This is a genomic window from Humiphilus diazotrophicus (assembly GCF_059726315.1).
This window is the reverse complement of the sequence record NZ_AP040869.1, coordinates 455631-475630: the sequence shown is the minus strand read 5'-3', so window position 1 is coordinate 475630 and position 20000 is coordinate 455631. Positions and strand designations below refer to the sequence as shown.

General features: G+C 53.8%; 16 protein-coding genes. 5 read left to right on the top strand and 11 right to left on the bottom strand.

What is annotated here, in order from left to right; translation table 11 throughout:
• Positions 1–7: 7 nt before the first annotated feature.
• Positions 8–2668, top strand: coding sequence for an ABC transporter permease (locus AC6I7T_RS01705; protein ID WP_497788064.1), 2661 nt, complete (start codon positions 8–10; stop codon positions 2666–2668).
• 313 nt (positions 2669–2981) lie between these two features.
• Here AC6I7T_RS01705 and AC6I7T_RS01700 read toward each other — a convergent pair whose 3' ends face one another.
• Positions 2982–3908, bottom strand: coding sequence for an AraC family transcriptional regulator (locus tag AC6I7T_RS01700; RefSeq protein WP_497788063.1), 927 nt, complete (start codon positions 3906–3908; stop codon positions 2982–2984).
• Between the two features lie 160 nt (positions 3909–4068).
• Here AC6I7T_RS01700 and AC6I7T_RS01695 point away from each other — a divergent pair, with 160 nt between their 5' ends.
• Both AC6I7T_RS01695 and AC6I7T_RS01690 read left to right on the top strand, forming a co-directional pair.
• Positions 4069–4434 (top strand): nuclear transport factor 2 family protein, encoded by a 366-nt coding sequence (locus tag AC6I7T_RS01695; RefSeq protein ID WP_497788062.1) that lies wholly within the window; start codon positions 4069–4071, stop codon positions 4432–4434.
• Between the two features lie 435 nt (positions 4435–4869).
• Positions 4870–5781, top strand: coding sequence for an alpha/beta fold hydrolase (locus AC6I7T_RS01690; protein ID WP_497788061.1), 912 nt, complete (start codon positions 4870–4872; stop codon positions 5779–5781).
• A gap of 147 nt (positions 5782–5928) precedes the next feature.
• On the opposite strand, the gene AC6I7T_RS01685 is transcribed toward AC6I7T_RS01690, so the two are convergent.
• From AC6I7T_RS01685 to AC6I7T_RS01645, 9 genes are all read right to left on the bottom strand, one after another.
• Complete coding sequence (locus AC6I7T_RS01685; RefSeq protein WP_497788060.1) at positions 5929–6327, bottom strand: hypothetical protein; 399 nt, start codon at positions 6325–6327, stop codon at positions 5929–5931.
• A complete protein-coding gene (locus tag AC6I7T_RS01680) occupies positions 6324–7982 on the bottom strand; it encodes an FAD-dependent monooxygenase (protein ID WP_497788059.1) in 1659 nt (552 codons plus the stop codon). The genes AC6I7T_RS01685 and AC6I7T_RS01680 overlap by 4 nt, the downstream gene beginning before the upstream one ends.
• Positions 7979–9583 (bottom strand): bifunctional 3-(3-hydroxy-phenyl)propionate/3-hydroxycinnamic acid hydroxylase, encoded by a 1605-nt coding sequence (locus AC6I7T_RS01675; protein WP_497788058.1) that lies wholly within the window; start codon positions 9581–9583, stop codon positions 7979–7981. The genes AC6I7T_RS01680 and AC6I7T_RS01675 overlap by 4 nt, the downstream gene beginning before the upstream one ends.
• 50 nt (positions 9584–9633) lie before the next feature.
• Positions 9634–11577 (bottom strand): acyl-CoA synthetase, encoded by a 1944-nt coding sequence (locus AC6I7T_RS01670; protein ID WP_497788057.1) that lies wholly within the window; start codon positions 11575–11577, stop codon positions 9634–9636.
• Positions 11577–12530, bottom strand: coding sequence for a fumarylacetoacetate hydrolase family protein (locus AC6I7T_RS01665; protein WP_497788056.1), 954 nt, complete (start codon positions 12528–12530; stop codon positions 11577–11579). The genes AC6I7T_RS01670 and AC6I7T_RS01665 overlap by 1 nt, the downstream gene beginning before the upstream one ends.
• A gap of 50 nt (positions 12531–12580) precedes the next feature.
• Positions 12581–13660 carry a VOC family protein gene (locus tag AC6I7T_RS01660; protein ID WP_497788055.1) on the bottom strand — a complete coding sequence of 360 codons (1080 nt, stop codon included), beginning with the start codon at positions 13658–13660 and terminating at the stop codon, positions 12581–12583.
• Between the two features lie 71 nt (positions 13661–13731).
• On the bottom strand, positions 13732–14370 hold the full coding sequence (locus AC6I7T_RS01655; RefSeq protein WP_497788054.1) for a TetR/AcrR family transcriptional regulator: 639 nt from the start codon (positions 14368–14370) through the stop codon (positions 13732–13734).
• Positions 14371–15350: 980 nt separating this feature from the next.
• Positions 15351–15608: a hypothetical protein gene (locus AC6I7T_RS01650; protein WP_497788053.1), complete on the bottom strand. Its 258-nt coding sequence runs from the start codon at positions 15606–15608 to the stop codon at positions 15351–15353.
• 222 nt (positions 15609–15830) lie between these two features.
• Positions 15831–16424 (bottom strand): TetR/AcrR family transcriptional regulator, encoded by a 594-nt coding sequence (locus tag AC6I7T_RS01645; protein ID WP_497788052.1) that lies wholly within the window; start codon positions 16422–16424, stop codon positions 15831–15833.
• Positions 16425–16578: 154 nt separating this feature from the next.
• Between AC6I7T_RS01645 and AC6I7T_RS01640 the strand changes: the two genes are divergently transcribed.
• A complete protein-coding gene (locus AC6I7T_RS01640) occupies positions 16579–17463 on the top strand; it encodes an SDR family oxidoreductase (RefSeq protein ID WP_497788051.1) in 885 nt (294 codons plus the stop codon).
• An 878-nt stretch (positions 17464–18341) separates the two neighbouring features.
• On the opposite strand, the gene AC6I7T_RS01635 is transcribed toward AC6I7T_RS01640, so the two are convergent.
• Positions 18342–18980: a TetR/AcrR family transcriptional regulator gene (locus AC6I7T_RS01635; RefSeq protein ID WP_497788050.1), complete on the bottom strand. Its 639-nt coding sequence runs from the start codon at positions 18978–18980 to the stop codon at positions 18342–18344.
• A gap of 98 nt (positions 18981–19078) precedes the next feature.
• Between AC6I7T_RS01635 and AC6I7T_RS01630 the strand changes: the two genes are divergently transcribed.
• A complete protein-coding gene (locus AC6I7T_RS01630; protein ID WP_497788049.1) occupies positions 19079–19999 on the top strand; it encodes an NADP-dependent oxidoreductase in 921 nt (306 codons plus the stop codon).
• The last annotated feature ends 1 nt before the right edge of the window (position 20000 follow it).

Sequence of the window (20000 nt, the reverse complement as noted above, 5' to 3'; positions counted from 1 at the left end):
TGGAGCGATGAAGATGAACATGCGGCGATTTGTCGATAAGGCCAAGAAAGACCGCGAGTTGGCAGAAGAGATTGCGTCTCATCTGGCCCACGAACAGGATGCCAACATTGCGCGTGGGTTCGATCCGCAGGAAGCCCGGCGGCGGGCGCGTGTTCGCTTTGGCAATCCGCGCGTTTTACGCGAACTTGTGTGGCGTTATCGGTCTGTTGCGTGGCTCGACGACCTTTGGCGCGATATTCAGTTCGGATTGCGGTCACTGGCCAAATCGCCGAAGGTTGCGATCATCGCCATTCTGTTAATTGCCGTGGCAATTGGCGTGAATACCGCAGTTTTCTCGGTGGTTGACACAGTTCTGCTGCGGCCGCTTACCTACCCGAATCCAGAACAACTGGTCGAGTTACGGAATGTGAGTCCCCATGGCTCGTTTGCCGGCGCAAACATCCCCAAGTTCAACGTGTGGCATCAGCAGAGCAGCGTCTTTCAGCAGGTGGCCGCTTATGACTGGGGTGGAGCGGGCCTCAACGTCACCGGCGACGACCATCCGCAACAAGTGCAGGGGATGCACGTCTCCGCGGATTACTTTGCCATGTTTGGAGCCCCGCTTGTTGCCGGACGCAGTTTCACCGCAGAAGAAGATAGTCCGCATGGACCGCGCGCTACGGTGCTGAGTTATGGACTATGGGTGAGCCGTTATGGAGCGAATCCGAATGTGATTGGATCGACGATGCAACTCGATGGGGAGGCATACCAGATTGTCGGTGTTGTTGGGCGGAATTTTGTGACTGACACGCCGGCTGACCTGTGGGTTCCATACCAGTTCGACATGAACTCACAGGATATGGCGCACTTCTTCACGGTGGCGGCGCGCTTGAGGCCCGGGGTCAGCATTCAACAGGCAACAGCTCAGCTGCGTCTCGCCGCAGACCAGTACCGCCGCCTGTATGGTCGGGATGCGCTTGAGGCCGACTCCTCCTTCGGCGCTGTCTCTCTGCAAGAGTCGATGATTGGCGATATGCGCTCACCGCTTCTGGTTCTTCTTGGAGCTGTGGGGTTCGTACTCCTGATTGCCTGTGCCAATGTGGCGAATCTGCTTGTGGCGCGCGCCTCGGCGCGCAAACGCGAATTTGCTACGCGCGCGGCGTTGGGAGCGGGGCGCGTACAGCTTATGCGCCAGTTGCTGATCGAGAGCCTGATGCTATCGCTGTCTGGCGGAACGCTTGGGCTCGTTCTCGGCTTTGTGGGCGTTCGTTTTCTGTTGAGGATCAATCCAGGTAATATTCCGCGCATCGGTGAAGATGGCACAGGCGTTACGCTTGACCTGAATATTCTGCTGTTTACTCTGGGGATCTCCCTACTGACGGGGATTCTGTTCGGGCTGATTCCAGCCCTCAGCGCGGCACGCCCGAACCTTGTGTCCTCCTTGAATGAGAGTAGTAGCCGTTCCGGGATGAGCGTACGCAGCGGCAAGCTTCGCTCGATTCTGGTGGTGGGTGAAATGGCCCTCACCGTGGTGCTGGTGGTCGGAGCCGGGTTGCTTATCCGAACATTCCTCAAGCTGCAAGCCGTCGACCCGGGATTTGCGATGCGCAACGTCATCAGCATGTCGATGTCAGTCAATGGAAGTCGCTTCCAAAAGACTTCCCCGGTGGCGCAGGTGGTTCGCGAAGGCACGGATCGCCTGCTGACCATTCCCGGTATAGCGGCTGTGGGTGTCTCGAATTGTTTGCCGATGGCGGGCGGCTTTGGTATGGGGTTCGAGGTGGTCGGCAGGCCGAAGGGCAATCACAGCGGCGCCGGCTTCTACTCCACTTCCTGGGGGTACTTCAATGCGCTGAAGATCCCGGTCTTGCGCGGGCGGGTTTTCACGAAGCAGGATGACGCGGCCACGCCTGGAGTGGTTGTGATCAATCAGGCATTGGCCCGCCGCTACTGGTCAAACGGCGATCCACTCAAAGACAAGATCGTTATCGGCGCGGGCGCGGGGCCCGCGTTTGCCGAGGGGCCGCGCCAGGTTATCGGCGTAGTGGGCGACACGCACGATGGCGGTCCCAACCGCGAGCCGTTTCCGATGATGTATATCCCTCTGGCACAGATGCCGGACCTTGAAACCGCTCTCAACTCGCGGGTCGCTCCGATGTGGTGGATTGTTCGCACCGAGGTCGATCCGCGGACGCTTGTGAATTCCATGACCACGGCACTTCGCGAGGCAAGCGGCGGGCTGCCCGTTGCCCACATCCGCACGATGGAGGAGATTGAGGCGCGGAACATCGCACGCCAGCGATTCAACATGTTGTTGCTCACGGTGTTTGGCACGGCAGCAGTGTTGATGGCGGCTATCGGTATCTACGGAGTTCTGTCGTACTCCGTCCAGCAAAAGACGCAGGAGCTGGGCGTGCGCATGGCGTTGGGAGCGCAGGCCTCGAATCTCCGCAACATGGTAATCCGGCAGGGAATGGTGCTCACGCTGATCGGAGTTCTTTTCGGCAGCGGCGGCGCTCTCTGGTTGACGCACTTCTTGAAGAGTTTTCTCTTTGGCGTGAAGGCGCTTGACCCGATCACGTTCCTCGCGACACCGCTATTGCTGATCGGAATCTCCCTGATCTCGGTATGGCTGCCAGCCGTCCGAGCCACGCGCGTCGATCCCATGACAGCTCTTCGGATTGAATAGATTGTCTTTGTCAGTAGCCTCCGAAATCGTCAAGAGGCTCCAACTTCTGATTACAGTCCCAATCGCATTTCCATGACTGCAACGGTTGGAAACGCGACTTGGCGATTACGTATAAATCCAGAATCGTTACGGAAGAGAAAGGCGTTATGTAGACTCAAGCATTCGGTTTCTGAAGATGTCTACTTTCCTGTAATGATGTAGATTCCGTGCCTGACTGTACGGAGTATTGCAGCCACTGCCGAGTCGCATTGAGCCGTTGATTCGTGGATTCGTTCTAGCAGCGTTGAATAGCCCCTGATGGCATCTCCTAATGTCAACAACTGGACTCGACAGGATGACGATTCGCAAACCGTTTTGGCGGACAGCCGACCGCACGGGTAAACGCAGTACTGAAGGCGCTTGAGGAGTGAAACCCCACGGACAGAGCAATTTCTCTGACAGTCTTGGTTCCGCGGGTAAGCTGGTCTCTCGCCAAAGCAATTCTCCAATTCGCCAGGTACTCAATAGGACCGACTCCCATCACGGCCCGGAATCGTGTAGCGAAGGTTGATCGTGAGACAGCGCAGAGACGTGCAAGGTCTGCGACCGTCCATGCGCGGGCGACTTCGTGATGCATCGCGGAGAGCGATTTTGCGATGACTGGATCTGCGAGGCCAGAGAGTAGCCCCTTTGTCCCCGGTTCCAATCTCGGCACCACGTTACGCAGCAGTTCCAACAGGGTAAGCTCCATCAAGCGGCCCACAACGAGATCGCTGCCAGGTCCAGGATTCTGACCTTCGGCGTCATTCATCTTGAGCAACCAACCTAAACGCCAAGAGTCCTGCTGGTTAGCCGAGACATGAATGAGAGACGGTAGGAGGTTCCATAGAAGAGCTTCGTTTGCTGTATCGAAGACGAAACGACCGCATCGGAGCCTGGTGCAAGACCCCGCTGTTTCTCCAAGCACAAGTTCGGTGCTCCCAGTCGCGGCGACAATTGCCTCACTCTCCACAGGCTCAAGCTCCGGATCGGATGTCAAAGTAAATGGCGATGAGGTCCGAATCAGAGCGAAGTCTCCGGTCAGCAGGAGAACCGAATCGGTATGTGGGCGCGTTATTTGGCATTCCCCGGCTTCGACCCAACAAAACAGAAGGTCATCACGCTTTCGGAATGAAACGCCCCATCTTCCGGTACCTTCAATGCGTCCCCACAGTGTCACCTTCGGTCTTAGTAAGCCGATCAAATCGGCGAACGGGTCCATGCAGAATTGGACTCTGGATAAACAAATTCGGTGCAGGAGTTATCGACCGCATAGGCCAGCTTCCCTATTCTGAGACAGAGGGGACAAGTTCGGGGTACATACCGTCCGGCGCAAATCCACGGACCAGTCCTCAATTCAACAGCAGCAGAGGAACAAGAAAATGCCATCGAAAGCGATCGATCTCTATAAGCGGTATATCGAGGCGTGGTCGGCGATTTCAGACCAAGAGCGTCGCAACATTTTGGACTCGGTCCTAGAGACAGACATCCTCTACCGTATCCCGAGGATGGAAGGAACAGGCCATCAGATTGTCATCGACGATATGAACGAGTTTCAGGCAAAGTTTCCCGGAGGGAAGTTTGTTCTTCACAGCGTGTCCGAACACCACGACGTAGCGCTGATGGAGTGGCAACTGATTCTGCCAGACGGGACGCCAGCCGTGCTAGGTCATGATGACATCCGCGTAACAAGCGGAGGCAAGATAGGACAGGTCATCACATTTGCACCGTCCACGCGGGAGCAATAGGTCTCAGAAGTTGTCTACCGAACAAACAATAATCCAGGCCAACGGCCTCCGTTGAGAAGCCATTGGCTACGTACGACCCTGCCTCTAGCATTTGAAGGACTCTGCCCGAGGGATTCCTGACCCCTTGCACCACGTACCAAATGACGTTCTCAGGAATTCCCTTGTCCCAGGACCTCCCATGTCGGCTAACGGCGTGGAAGATTCAGCCCACGGTCATCTTCGCTACCATCATGCACAATAGAAGCGTCACGGGAGTTTGGCCTCGAAAAGCGCACAGGCGATTTCTCGCCAGTGAGGGTGGTTTCTAGCGGTAAATGCGTTGTTGTTACCGATCCGCTCCGTCAGAAAATCGGATTCTACTCTCTGCATCGAGAACGAAAACACCGCTACTTATCCTTCGCCTGATTCATCTTAGTCCTCTAGAAGGGAGACCCGATGCCATCAACGATTCGTGAGGCAGAGACGAGCGAACTCCTCATAACCTATCTTGAAGACGGCCCCAGCGATGGTTGGCCAACAATCCTCACGCATGGTTTTCCGTATGACGTGCATGCGTTCGATGACGTGGTTCCACTTCTCGTCGATCACGGGGCTCGTGTGGTCCGTCCGTTCGTCCGCGGCTATGGTCCCACATCCTTTCGTTCTCCCTCTGCAATGCGTTCCGGGCAGCAGGCTGCTTTAGGACGGGATCTGATCGAATTGGTCAACGCTCTTGGTTTCCAAGGAGCGATTGTTGCCGGATTCGACTGGGGTGGACTCGCATCGTGTGTGGCGGCCGCATTATGGCCCGACCAGATCGGAGGGTTGGTGTCCTATGCTGGTTACGACATCATCGACCTCGAACGGCAACGCCGGGCATACGCTCCTTCCTTGGAAAGATCGTTCTGGTATCAACACCTTTTTCAGACAGAACGTGGCCGGGACGCCCTCACTCAGTCCCGTAGAGAAATCGCCCGTATGCTTTGGCGCGAATGGTCACCAAACTGGACCTTCGATGAGGCTACGTTGTCGAAAACGACCGAGTCATTCGATAACCCTGATTTTGTAGATGTCGTGATCCATTGCTACCGATTCCACTTCGGCTTAGCAGAGGGCGATCCTCAACTTCAGCCGCTGGAGGCGGCGCTCGCACGCCGGCCCAAGATCACCGTTCCTTCGATAACGCTGGATGGCACAGAAGATCCTTTGAAGCCGGGCGGCACGGCGCAGTACGCGGACATGTTTTGCGGCAAACATGAACATCGCGTCCATAAGGCGGGCCACAATATCCCGAACGAACTTCCTTCAGCATTCGCGGATGCGATAGTCACCATTCGAAGATGGGTACGTGAAGGAGTAGCGCGCTGACCAGATGCCCTGGGCTATCATCTGCCAGGTTTAATCGAAGCGAAAGGCCTTAGGGTTGGTCATGTCACTCAAGCTGAGAATAAATATTTCATCCAGCTTGTGGTCTCCCAATATCCAGAAGCTTCTAGACCGTTTTCATCGAGCCCGCTATCTTCCGGGCTCGGTCTCAGGTCGGCGTGCGAGCTGCATCACTTCATTAAACCAGAGTGCGATTGTGAAATTGCCCTGCATGGTGTAGCGGCCCTCTTCGTAGCCGCGAAGCATGGACGCTGCATCACGACTGGCCAGAATGTAGACAGCGTCGCTGCCGCTTCGCCATATCTGCAAGAAGTCCGGTTTCTTGTGGAGTCCCCAGCGAAGCTGTAGGTGACCGTGGTGCAACACCAGATAACCGCCCACCCCGCCACCAGTCATGATTTGAAAGACAAATTGTTCTTGTCGCAAAAGGGCGCGAATACGCGGCGAGCGTTTAGCCGCACGCAGAATCATCCATTTAGTAGCTGCGAGCAGCGGCAGCAGTTTGAAGTCGTCAATTTTCGTTTTCATAACGACGGCTCCATGCCACGAATATGATCGAGGATACGATCAGGAACTGCAGGCAGAACCTCGCCACGCCACGCAATATGTTGATCGGGGCGCACAAGGACGTATCTGCTGAAGTAGGTTGCGCGTAGTCGCAGATCTGGAACTGGCAACACCGCCAATGGTATCTTCCTGTCGGCTGCTGCAGTTGTTAGCGGAAGCACGTTGTGGCTTGGGTCCTCGCACACGAGCAAAGTGAATTTATCCGGTGAGAGGTGATCGAAGAGTGCAGACCCGTCAGCAAGAAAGACGCTGGGAAGCCGTGCGCCGGGCGTCGTCGACGGTGTGTATTGAACCTCGTTATTGTTTTGGCAGGAGCACCTTCCATCGGAGATGATGACCGGAGATTGTTCGTACACGTAGCCAATCTCTATACCAAGTGATTCATAGAGCCTCGAGATTCTCTCCTCAAAATTGGCTCCAATCCTGGCTCGACATGCACTTCCGTTGGAGTTGTCATTCAATGCTTCCTTACAAACTGGGAAGTTGATCTCGAATGCTGCTGCGGCGCATCGTTTGACATGCTCGCGGTTACGGAGTGCGATTGGCAATCGTTCGGCTTCATAGCTGTCAATCAGTGCCTGTCCACCCCAGCCATGAATTATGGCCGCGAGTTTCCATGCAAGATTGTGAGCTTCAGCAATCCCTGTATTCATGCCGAGTCCTCCAGTGGGCATGTATTGGTGGGTCGCGTCACCTGCGAGATATACGCGCTTGCGGCCGAAGCTGCGAGCTACCAGGAATTGGGGCCGCCACGATCCACTACGGACGATTTCGTAGGCTATCTTCTGACCGAGTGCCGCATCGACGATTGCCTCGAGCTTCTCGCCATTACGCGGAGCGAAAGGGCGGTGCAGAACGAAATCAGCCCGTTCTGCATCTGGTGAGACCAGCAAGCAGAGATAGCCTGGACGTGAGATCCATGTGTGCCAATAAGGCTGTCGATTCGGATACAGTTTAGCGATTTCATTGGAGCGGAGATGAATGATGAAGAGTTCGCCTAGAATGTCGCGTGTACCGTCATAGTCGATATTGAGGAAGTTACGCACGCGGCTATTGGGGCCATCGCAACCCACAAGATACTCGCTGCGAATCTGTTCGTGACAACTGGTAGCTATTTCGTCAATATGCGAAGTTACTCCTGAGTCGTCCTGTTCAAACCCGTAGAGGGACCAACCAAAGCGCACGTCGATATTAGGATCGTCTTTGGCTTCGGCGAGTAGAACGGGTTCGAGGTGCATTTGTGCAATACGCTGCATGGATTCGAGAGGAAGGCTACCATCTGCAGTTTTGCGAATAACTAGGGATGCTTCTGCAACAGGACGATAGACTGGGTGACGATCCTTTATTACGCTGTACCATGGTCCCGCAGCGCTGGCTGCAAATCCGACGTATTGATTTGCGGTACGTGGATTGCCGACATCGCGAATTTTGTCTGCAAGACCAAGTTGCCGGTAGATTTCCATCGAGCGGCAATTCACAACATCTAATTTGGGATGGCGGGTGGTTTCGGCACGGTCATTGACCACGATCGATGCGACTCCCTGACGACTGAGCGCGAGTGCGAGCGTAAGCCCCACCGGACCGCCGCCGCAAATCAAAACGGGCGTATGAATCATGCGACTACCTCCGCATGTTTCTGGTGCGGTAGCGATCCGAGCAACATTTGGAACACAGAGCCGAGTTGTTCCGCCCGGCCAGCGTCGTACACATACCGGTCCGGCCTGATCAGTGCGAAATCCGCCTTAGCGTCTGCGAACCATTGTTGTAATGCACCGTTCTTATCACCTACGATTTTGGCGTCAGGCCTTGCCGCGAAGGTTACAAATCGTAGGGGAAGATTATCGGCCAGCTCCCGAATCTCCAGCGAAAGCGAGCTGATGACTCCTTGCCGGGCAATCACAGCGAAGCTCTGTCCGATAACCTCGTCCAGTAAGATAGGAGGTCCATCGTTGCGCGTTACAATGGGCTGAGGGAACAGATGCCCTGCTAAGCGTGGCCTATTCTTACCGAAGAATCCGTCTTTAAGCGGTCGTTTGCGATTTGCCGCCCACAACAAAAGACCATTGAATGCTGGTATCCAATGACAGGGACGAAAAACAAGATTGTTGCGCAGAATGGCCATCAACCGATTTCTCGTCTGAATACGATTCCCCAAGAACATTGCGCCCTTGATGATCTGTTGCACGTGGTCTCTGCGTTCGCGTTCATAATTATCGAACAGGCTTTCATACTCGTATCCTTTCAGTGCGAGATCGAGACGCCAGCTAAGACTTTCGGCATCGCGGACCCCCGAACACATTCCTTGACCTAGAAATGGAGGCATCTGATGAACGCTATCTCCTGCGAGTACGATGCGCCCGTTGCGCCATTTGCGCGCCCATAACGCGTGGAAGCGGTAGTATGCGATACGAATAATTTCCAGCTTGGAAATATCGGCAAAGGCGCGAAGTTGCTGACGAACGCGGATAGGATCTGTCACTTCCTTCTCCGGCTTGTCGTCAGTTACCATGAACTGGAATTCGTAGTATGGTCCTGTAAGTGGTACGTAGGTGACAGGCTGTTTGGGATCACAGCATTGGAAGTGAGTTGTAGGCAGTGAGGGGTCTTTTTTGCCCGACTTAGTCTTTGTATCTACTACCACCCAGGCTTCGTCGAAATCAGCGCTGTCGAGTACCAGACCCGCGGTCTTGCGCGTGAAGCTGCGTCCGCCATCGCAACCAATTGCAAAGCGTGCGCGAACAGAGAGTGTCTTCCCATCGGAAGTAGTACCTGTAACGGTTACGTCATCATCATTCTGAACTATCTCGGTAACTGCGGCTCCGTAGAGCGGAGTTACCTTGGAATAGCGCTTGATGGACGTGCGAAGATGCCGCTCCAGTGTTGGTTGGTGAAACCACCATGCTCCGTCAAAGCCGTGCCTGCGATCCTGCACTCCGACTTTCGTGCGGAAGATCGGCTTGCCGCCGGGCTCGAGCGTGATCTCCATGTTCTGAAACGGCTCGCATGATCGACACATTTCCTCGTGCAGCCCGATCTCCTGAAATACCCGCATGATCTCGTCGTCGAAGTGGACGGCACGAGGAGCGTAGTAGATGTCGACATCGCGCTCAAATCCAACTACGGACCATCCGCGTCTGCCAAGCAGATTGGCGAGAACCAGGCCGGTTGGTCCAAGGCCAATGATCACGACGTCACAGTCGTGAACGTTCTCCTTCATAACTCTTCCTCCTATGGATGTGTGCGCAAACGAACAGAGAACGGCCAGACTCAGGCGGACTCTGCGAGTGTTTGATCAATACTGGACTTGGCAAAGGAGACCAAACAGGTGAGAGGATACGACGCAAGTAATTCCTCCGCTTGCGATTTTGCTTGTGCCGACTCGGTTGTAACACAGACTTTCAGGCCTGTCTGCTGGTCCTGGACAATATCAACCTTGCTGCTGTGCAAGCCGGATTCCTGAAGTGCCCGCAGTACAGTGAGACGAATCTCTTGGTTTTTCAGTACGAGCTTGTTCAGTTTGCCGATTGCAGTCTGCGGCATCTGATCGACAAAGCGAATAGCTTTGGGCCATGCCGCACGCTCGCCGATAGTGGCCCGTGCATGATCGAGAAGTGCCTCTTCGGATGTGTCTGCTCCGGCACGCAACTGTACATATGCGACTGGTACTTCTCCCGCGTTGGGATCTGGACTCCCAATTGCTGCTACCATGTGCACATCTGGATGTTGCAAGAGAGGTTCCTCGATAGACAACGGGTCGATGTTATGACCACTACGGATAATCAATTCCTTCTTGCGACCAGTAAGCCAAAGATATCCGTCCGCATCGTGACGTCCGAGGTCCCCAGTATTCAGCCACCTTCTACCTTCCCATTCAACCCAGATCGATGTATCGTTTTCGTTGTTGAGATAACCTTCGAATACGTTCGGCCCGTGGATCAGCACAGCACCAATTTCATTGATTGCAGCGTCACGAACGTAACTATTGTGTTCATCGAGAATAGCCACACGCAACTCTTGATAGGGTAGGCGTAGGCCCACGGAGCCGATGCGGCGTTCTCCAGCCGGAGGGTTGATTGTGGAAACACAAGCGCCCTCTGTCAATCCGTAGCCTTCCAGAATTCGAATGCCTGTTACACTTTCAAATTTGCGAAATAATTCTGGAGGCATTGGTGCCGCTCCGCATACCGCGTATTCCAGGCTCGAGACGTCTATATCATCCAATTGTTGATTGAGCAGAGTTGCAAAGATGGTGGGGACCGCCGAAAAAAAGTTGATGTGATAATGTTCTACAATCTTCCAAAATTGCTGAAGAACCTGGTTGCCACGGTATCCTTGTGCTGTGCCCAGGATGACTTCATCTCCGCGCATCCACGGCAAGAGTCCTGTCACAAGTTGCCCATTGGCATGGAAGAGCGGTAGTCCGCAAAAAAAGACTCCTCGCTCCCGTACTCCGAGTGCTTGCATTCCTGCCCATGCGTCGAAAACTTCCGAGCGGTGTGTGCGACACGCGATCTTCGGCGACCCGGTGGTGCCACCTGTGCAGAAGTACGAGGACCGGTCTGTGGGCAAAATCACTCGGGCACTGATAAGGGCCTCCTGGGGTTGATTCTTTATTGAGCTTGCAAAATCGAGAATGCAATGTCGGGAATGTCTGCGGCGCTCTCTCCAGGCAAGCATACGAAGAACCGCCCTCTTGGGCAGCGAAACGTACGGCCCCATGTTGATCCAGACGATTGCTTTCACATGAGGAAGGTTGTCCAATTCTGCCGCGATCTTCTGCCATACATTAATTCCAGGAGTAGGCGCAAGCGTGACGACAACCTTCGCACGAGCTGCATTCAGCAGGTTTCTGATCTGCAGTCCATCAAGCAATGGGTTGATAGCCATCGTGATTCCCGCTGCTTCGCCGCCCCAAATGGTGAAATGGGTTTCAGGAAGATTGGGGAGGATAAACGCGATGATGTCCCGGGATGTTGCCCCAATCGACGTGAAAAGATTCGCTGCACGCGTAATATTGGCAAACAGCTCGTCATAGGTCCACGATCTGGATTTCTCGAACTGTCCACCATCAAAGAAGAACGTCAGTGCTGTTCGTTTCGGTGTCTGTTTCGCCTGTTGCTCGATTGCTGCATATGTACTGGTAGGGAGATGGCGCTCATTGAGCGGCACCGATTCTATTTGCAGAATATCTGTAATATCGCGGATTGCCATTAGACTTCTTCCACCACGAGGTTATGTTGAATACCGAGATCGATGCGGTTATCCAGGCTATAAATATGGGATTCCACCAAGTCACCAGGCTTCAGATATTGCTTCCGCCGCGCCTGAAGCTTCATGAAGAGTTCCCATTTCTTTTTCTCGGGAAGTAACCCGACGAGCCGCTGCTTGAAGGGCGTAGGTACGATCAACGCGCAACCAGAAGGAGTTCCGGTTGCGATCAGGTCGCCAGGAGCTAGGTCGTGAATACCGGATAGTTCCGTCAGGGTTTCTGCCGGACCGTGCACCATGTTTGCTGTACAGTCTCTCTGCCGAATTTCGCCATTCACGGTCAGTAAAAGTTGGAAGTTCCGAAGATAGTGCATTTCTTCGCGCTGCAGTAGACAGAGATATGGACCTATAGGAGCAAATGTTCGGAAGCTTTTGCCCTTGTAAAACTGACCTTCGGGTATCTGGATATCGCGTGCGGAGTAGTCATTCAACATCACGATACCCGCTACGTAATCACCCAGGTTTTTCTCTGTCACTTTGGTAGGGCGCGTAATGGCCTTCCCAATCACGATCCCGAGTTCGATTTCGTAATCGAGGAATCGCACGCAACGTGGTTTGATGAGCTTACTGTCAAACGGCACGACGCTGGACAAAGACTTAGAAAAAATCATGTTGAAACGCTTCACGTTCGGATTGATTCCTGACTCAATCATGTGCTGGCGGTAATTTGCGCCAAGGCAGAGGAACTGCTGATCGCGCGTAATCGGAGCTAGAATCCGAACGCTTGCGAAAGGAATCACAGGTTCTCTGTCAGACGGTGTCCAGTCGGGCTGGAAATGGCGGACGAAATCGCCTGTGGAGATGGGGCCACTGCAGAGAACTTGCAGGTGATCCCCTATCACTGCGCCCCATCCGGTTTGACCCTCAAATTCATAGCGAACAACTATAGTTGCCATTCAGTAAGATCCCTTTGATAAATCCAAGGTTGGCGCGTCAGAGGCGCGCATTACATCGCGAAGAGCTTAGCCAGTGCGATCACTTTCCTGAGCGTCACGTCAGGCGAATGGCGGAGACCGCAGATGAAACCTGCGACAGTTTCGGGCGTCAGCTTCGGGCGGTTAAAACTAGCCGGCATGCGCTGTCCCCACTGTGCCATTGCTTCAGGACTTGCGAATCCGATGCCCATTGGCTTTTCCGTAGTGAACATATCGCCGTCGCAATAGTGCTCGTGCTTATCTCCCCAGGGGTCTTGCCAATAATCGAAGAGCTGGCTACCGAGGATGTGACGTCCAATTCCCCATGCGTGTTTCCATCCACGTTCGCGCAGGATCTTTTGGCCCATACCGATGGCGTCAGCATCGACAACCTCGTATGCACTGTGGCTGTATCCAGGAATGAAACCTTGGGCGATAGCCAGAGTGTGGTGATCTGCAGGCTGAGAACCAAGGTCGAGGCGCATGAAGGTGACTACGGGCGAACCATCAGGTAACACCTGAACGTCACTGGGAATGAATCCGAAGTGATACGTGTACCACTCGCATGTCTTCTGGTATTCGACTACTTCTAATACGATGTGACCGAGCTTGTAGATCTCAGGAGGGCAAGCCGGCGGCCGCTGTGCGCTATTGATGCGCGTAGGCTGTATACCCTGATTCAGACTTAACGGAGCTCTGTACTCCAGTTTCTTGGCATCCGCGCGTCCGTGGATTACTTCCACTGTGAAGCCCGAGGGATCGTGGAGACCTGTGAAATTGCCCCCACCCGGGTGAGGAGCAACTTCTATTTTGGGTGCTCCTGCAAGCTCCGTAAGGACTTGCAAATCAAAATCCGAAGCAACATTTAATCCAAAACCGACAAACCTTGGCCGTCTGGCCTTGTGGATTCGATAACAATACGCCGCCGGACCCGCTCCGCGAAGATAGAGAATTTCCGGAGATTTACGTATAACCACTAAACCAAAGTCCGTAAGAAAACGCTCTGCGAGGTTAAGGTCTGGTCTTTCAAAAATAAGATGCGCGAGACTTGTCGCCTTCACGAGTGGACGGATGTGACGCGCAGGTTGCGAAGTGCTAAGGACAGGCTGCATCGACCCTCCGTAGTCTCCGGCATATTAGTGCAGGGGAAGTGTGCCAGAGCCTATGAACTATGTGGCCCGAATCAATCGATTGTCAGTAGCGCAGGCAGGTCGGTGATGGCTGCTGTTCTAGCTGCTTTGTGCGGTATTCCAAACGCCCGAAGTGTTAGCTCGACAGCATCCGACCCTGCTGTCTTCCAACTGCGATGTCCATTCAAAACCAGAAACATGGCTCCGAGAGTGCTGCAGCCGATCTGCATGATCGCGGTTGGCACCTGCTCCGGGTGCAACTTGTAACGGCCTGCTGCAATTCCATTTGCAATATCTTTACGTGGGTGTCCGCTCCACATCTTGCGCAAGGTGTCGTCATTGAGCGCGAACCGTACAATAAAAGCGCCCCACTCAGGTTCTTCGTGCGCGCGGCGCACAAAAAAACGCATTCCAGCAGACAGCCTCAGTACCGGGTCTTCGATGTGTGCAAGTGACCTACTTACGCGCTCGAACATCTCTGTGCTAAGGCGGCTTACGATCTCCTCGAAGACGTCCTTCATGGATTGCTGATCGTTGTTGTAGACCGTGCCGCGTGCAACTCTAGCCTTGAGTGCTAGATCGCGCACACTCACGTCGTGTATGCCTTTTTCGGTAAACAGACGCAGGGCCGCCATCTGAATACGCTGCTGAGCTGTGGTGAGGGGCTTGGGGAAGAATGCGTGTCTCGCCATCGAATTGAGATTGAACAATAGTGTTCAATCAGCTGTCAACAGATTTCTGAACGCATGGTAAGAAAAAGGTTTTGTTGACAGTATTGAACACTTGTGTTCATAATGGCGAACCCCGAATAATAACTATGTCATTGGGGCTTGCCATTCCGTTGGCAGCTGCTTCTCGGCTGTAAATCTGAGTAAATATAGAGATGCCGTATTTTCCAATCGGCCGCCAAGTCCAGGTTATTGCAGATTCCCAACAGATTCAACAGCTACGGACGAAGCGACGTGTCGATGAACCAAGTATCAACGAACTGTTTGGTAGAGTTAAGGTAAATTATCGAGTCGGCCTTGTTTGCTACATTTCGCCGACTAGGTTCCGATGAATGTCTGACGCTGTACAGTGAGATTTCCTGTTCATCTCAATAACATATGAGTTATAGAGATCTAGTGATGGATGAGGCGCAGTTGCGATGGTGTGTCCAGATCAATTCGTGACACAACATGTCACGAATTGGAAATGCCTGCTAAAACAGGCGTACGTAACAAAGGTTGGAGTTATTAGATATAGCTCATTCATCCGAGGGCTTGCCCTCTACACTCTCTGTGGGAGCAGGAAGCGGTTATCCGTTTCCGGCCACTTTGGGGAGAGACGAAGCCTATTCGCTCTCTATCCAGCAACTTGTTAACCGCGGTATGACGTACTGATTGCCTTAAGTGAAGAAAGGGAACCAACCGCAATTACGCCCACACGAGCCCAGTCATAAAGGAACCAGTGTCTGACCAAAGTTTTCACTTCCTGGGCATCCATGTTGAGCTTGTCATTTGGCCACGCGATACAGCGTGGTGATAATCGGCCAGAAGATATGATTCACTCTTGAACGAGACATCTAGCGACCTCCTTATAATGGGGACGAAACTGCAATGTTGAATTAGATATTGAATTAGAACCACCGACATCCGCAAATGGGATTATTCGCGGTCTCCTGTATCCATAGCTAACGGCCTCCCAAGCGTACTTGGATGCCTGTCGACAGACGCAGATCGTTCTGATGCTCGTCTCGTCCGTTTGAGAAGGTTGTGAGCAGGTATGTTGCGCGGAAAGGAACCAGGGTCCACCTCTGACCTAAAGGGATATCAAATCCACCTCCAGTTTGAAACGAGAACGCATTTGCACCTCCCAGGCCGGTGCGGTCCGGGGCCAGACTTCCAGAGGCGTGCGCGCCGCCCAAGAGCAGATCGCCAAAAGGGCGCATTCTCAAAAGGGGGGTGCGGAGAAAAATACCGCAACGGAAGTTCGAACTGGAGTAACGGAGGCTTCACGACTACCAGTAGCACTGTGATAGATGATTTTGATTGGGCCGCTTCAGAAATCCGCTGCGGGTGTTTGGAATAAATCCTATTGTGTCGGCTTTGCGGCGTTTCTCGCAGACATCGACCATACCTGCTGCGAGGCTGGCGAGCCAGCTTCCCAATACCTATTTTCTCTCCGACTTGGAACCTGCAATGAGAATGTCGACGATTCTGCGGGCGCTCGCTTCCCAACCTGGCAGCGCCATCGTGTGAAAGGTCCCGACGAGAGCACGGACGAAGTCGCTCGGTTCAGTGTCTGAACGCAGATCCCCACTATGGATGGCCCGCTGGACCAACGAAAGAAATGTACCGTGAATACGACCTTGCGCACCTTCGATGAGTCGCTTGGAACCGCCCGCGACGGTGTCCATAGCTGGAAGAATGAGTTTCTTACCGGCTACGTGATCGATGAAGAGAATCATCCAGGCTCGAAGCGCATCGAGCGGAGGTAGCTCGACCACGAAACGCTGCCCGGCAGCAGTGAGCTTTGCGACTTCACTGGCGTAAACGGCTTCGATCAAGGCGTCGCGGGTTGGGAAATGGCGGTAAAGTGTGCCGGAACCGATACCCGCTTGACGAGCGATATCATCCAGCGAAGCCTCTGCTCCGTGCCGGGTAAAGGCAAGCTTAGCAACCTCCAGGATGCGCTCGCGATTGCGCTGTGCATCCGCTCGAGGCTTACGTGTTTGTATAGGCTTTGCAGACTGTTTTTTAGGCATCAAGATTCTTTTCAGAAATTTTGTAACCGGAGACAGTCTCCGTTTATCTGATTATTCGGAGACAGTCCCCGTTTTACCTGGCGGGGGCTCTGACGTCAACCCTGGCATGGAGTTTCTGTACTCAGGCCAGCAAACGATGGAAGGACGGGAGTCTATGCGAGTTTTTGTGACAGGAGCAACAGGCTTTATTGGAACAGAACTGGTCAAGGAACTGATCGAGGCGGGCCACCAAGTACGAGGGCTCGCCCGTAGTGATGCCAGTGCGGAGCAATTGAAGAACATGGGCGCTGAAGTGCATCGTGGCAATCTTCAGGATCTGGACAGCCTACGCAATGGAGCAGTGGGTATGGATGCCGTTGTCAATCTTGCATTCAACCACGATTTTTCTAAGTTCGCACAGAATGGAGAGGATGAACGCAAGGCTGTCGAGGCGCTGGGTTCAGCCCTAGAACCCGGAAAGCTGCTGGTCGTAACCTCCGGGATCGGATTAACGAGCGGTGGACGCGGGCATGTGCGTACTGAGAACGATCCTCCGGCGAGCGTGACGGAACTTCCGCGACAGCCCGAGGATACAGCGAGAGCAATCGCCGAACGAGGTGTACATGTGGCGATCGTACGGCTACCTCAGGTACATGACACGCGCAAGCAGGGACTTGTGATACTGCTGACGCAAATGGCTCGGGAGAAGGGGATCTCTGCTTATATCGGCGATGGCAGTAACCGCTGGGCCGCGGCTCCGCTGAAGGACGTAGTTCACCTGTATCGTCTGGTGGTCGAGGGGGCAAGGAGGGGCGTGGCGGTATATCACGCGGTGCAGGAAGAAGGCGTGGCATTAAGGCAGATTGCGGAAACTCTTGCTGAAGGACTGAATCTATCGACTGTATCGATTGATCCTAAGAAGGCGGTTGAGCACTTCGGGTGGTTTGCCCATTTCGTTGGGCTGGATATGCCGGCTTCGAGCGAATGGACACGCAAAGCGCTGGGCTGGGAGCCAATCGGACCAGGATTGATTGAGGACCTGCGCAATATGAGGTACTAACTGAGTTGCTGTTACCGTTTTAAGCCACTGTGGACATCGAAATACGAAGGACCCAGCCTTGATGGGTCCTTCATCGCAAAGCGCTGGGTAGCCTGGGCAAGCAGGCTGTCACGATCTAGATGCAATCTTTTCCATTATTCTGGTCCATCATTGTAGCGACGCATTCTTCTCAAGAAGCGTGAGTACACAGGTGCTCTGTTGGTTACAGGAGGAGCATGGGAGTGTCAAATCTTTGGTGTAAACGAGTTTAGGTTAGGGTTGATGATGAGTTAGAGGCATTGCTGTGGGATGCGAACATCCCACAGCAATGCGAAATGTTTGAGGGCCTCTTTCACAGCACAGCAAACATCGTGAATGAGAGCTGGATCACTGCATTCCAACCAAGCCTTTGCTGGGTTAATTCTCTCGGTACCTGATTATCTGCGGCGATAAATGGATTGAGCCAGCCAAAGTGTTTGCGAGACTCCCCGCGTGAATTATCTCCGGCGTTTGTGTACGCTGAGGTCCCTTTTCCCCTGCAATCTCTACCGTCCTGGTGACGAGGCTGTTTTGCCCCCGTCGTGCACTCAAGGCGGAAGACGCACGAGCTGTGCGCGAATAAGTCCATTGCTAAACTTTTGTAGCTTCCCATACTCGACGAATGCTTTCACAAAGTCTTCGCGAAATGAGTTATAGGCGTAGGACCGCTTGACACCTGCACACCACTCCCCAGACTTATCGATCACTTCCCAGAACAATTGCGAGCTGATCGACCTAAGTCCACGTCTGCAAGCACGATAGCTGCATCATGGCCATCCATTTCCATTTGTCACTAGTTAGATATTGCTCGCAGACCTACGGAATACGCGGTTGCCACAGGATCATAGGACTTGAATCGCTCAAGCATACGGTGTGCCTGCCATTGCAGCTTTTAATCCGATGGCTCCTTTATCCACGATGGTAAGAAATGTTGTTCGCGCTTTTTTTGTGTTCTGAGTGTGTCGAAAGATACGGTGTGCCTGGACGAAAGCCACGGTCCATGTCGCCATTTGCAGGCCAGCCAACAGATGAGCATCGGAATCGGCAGGCTCTCGCCCTACAGATGCGGATAGTGCCTCTGATAGTAATTGTGCGAGTTCGTCCCGTATCGCCCTGGCACGGGCTTTGAGAGTTTCGCTGTGCTCTACGGTTTCGATAAAACTTTGGCTCGAAATAGAGAAATCAAGGTAGGGAACTCGTTCGCTCACGAGCCGATGAGCGAGGAGGCGTAACGTCTCGATCGGAGTTATGTGGGGATCGCGCTTGCGCAATGCTTCGCGCAGGACCTCTCGTGCCTCTTCATCGCGATCAAAGAACATGTCTTCCTTGCGGGCAAAGTAATTGAATACCGTCATTCGTCCCACATCGGCAGCATCCGCGATTTCGTCCACGGTTACATGATCGAAGCCTCGCTCCCGAAAGAGACGGTCGGCTACGGCCGATATGGCCCGCCTTGTAGCGAGGCGCTTGCGAGATCGGCGATCAGAGGGCATGGACATGATTCATCCTTGACATGAATTTGTACTGAGTACATACTAGCATCCAGTATGACTATACTCAGTACAAATATAAATCGAGTACATATTCGGAGAGGTACATGAAAGCCATCCAATTCAGCGAATACGGAGGCCCCGAGGTTCTGCGTGTTGTCGAAGTCGAGGAATCCCACGCGGGTCCGGGCCAAATTCGGATTGCGGTTCGCGCCGCCGGTGTCAATCCTTCAGACTGGAAAGATCGTATGGGAGACGCTCGCGATTCCGAGCCGGTTCCATTGCCATCAGGGGTTGGCTTCGAAGCATCGGGCGTGGTGGACGAAGTTGGCCCCGGGGTTTCCAACACCGCAGTTGGTGACGCCGTCTTCGGCTACGGCATAAACACCGTGGCTCAATATGCAGTTCTCTCGCATTGGGCACACATGCCTTCCAGTGTGCCGTTTGAAGTCGCTGGCGGTCTTCCTGTGATTGCCGAAACGGCATGGCGTTGTCTTGAGCAATTGGGAGCACAATCCGGTGAGACGCTTCTGGTGAACGGAGCCGCCGGTGGGATTGGTTCGGCCGTCATCCAGTTTGCGCGTCTTCGCGGAATGACCGTAATTGGCACTGCGAGCACACCAAAGCATGATTATTTGCGCAGCCTGGGCGCGATTCCGACCACCTACGGATCAGGCTTAGCGATGCGCGTAAGAGAGCTGTCCCCAGAAGGTGTGGATCGCGCTCTCGATCTCGCCGGATCGGGAATCATCCCGGAGTTGATCAAGATCGTTGGCGATCCCGCGCGCGTAGTTTCTGCCGCTGATTTATCAGCTCCTCGGTACGGCGCGAAGTTCTGTTATGGTCCGCCGAAAGATCCCGAGCGAGTTTTTGCCGAAGTAGCTCGACTTTGCTCCGAGGGTCGATTCCATTTGCATGTGGAACGGACTTTCCCGCTTGAACAAACGGCAGAGGCGCAGAGAGTCAGCGCCGAGGGGCACGTGATGGGCAAGCTCATTATTGTCGTGGCCTTCTCGAAGGAGAAGTAGA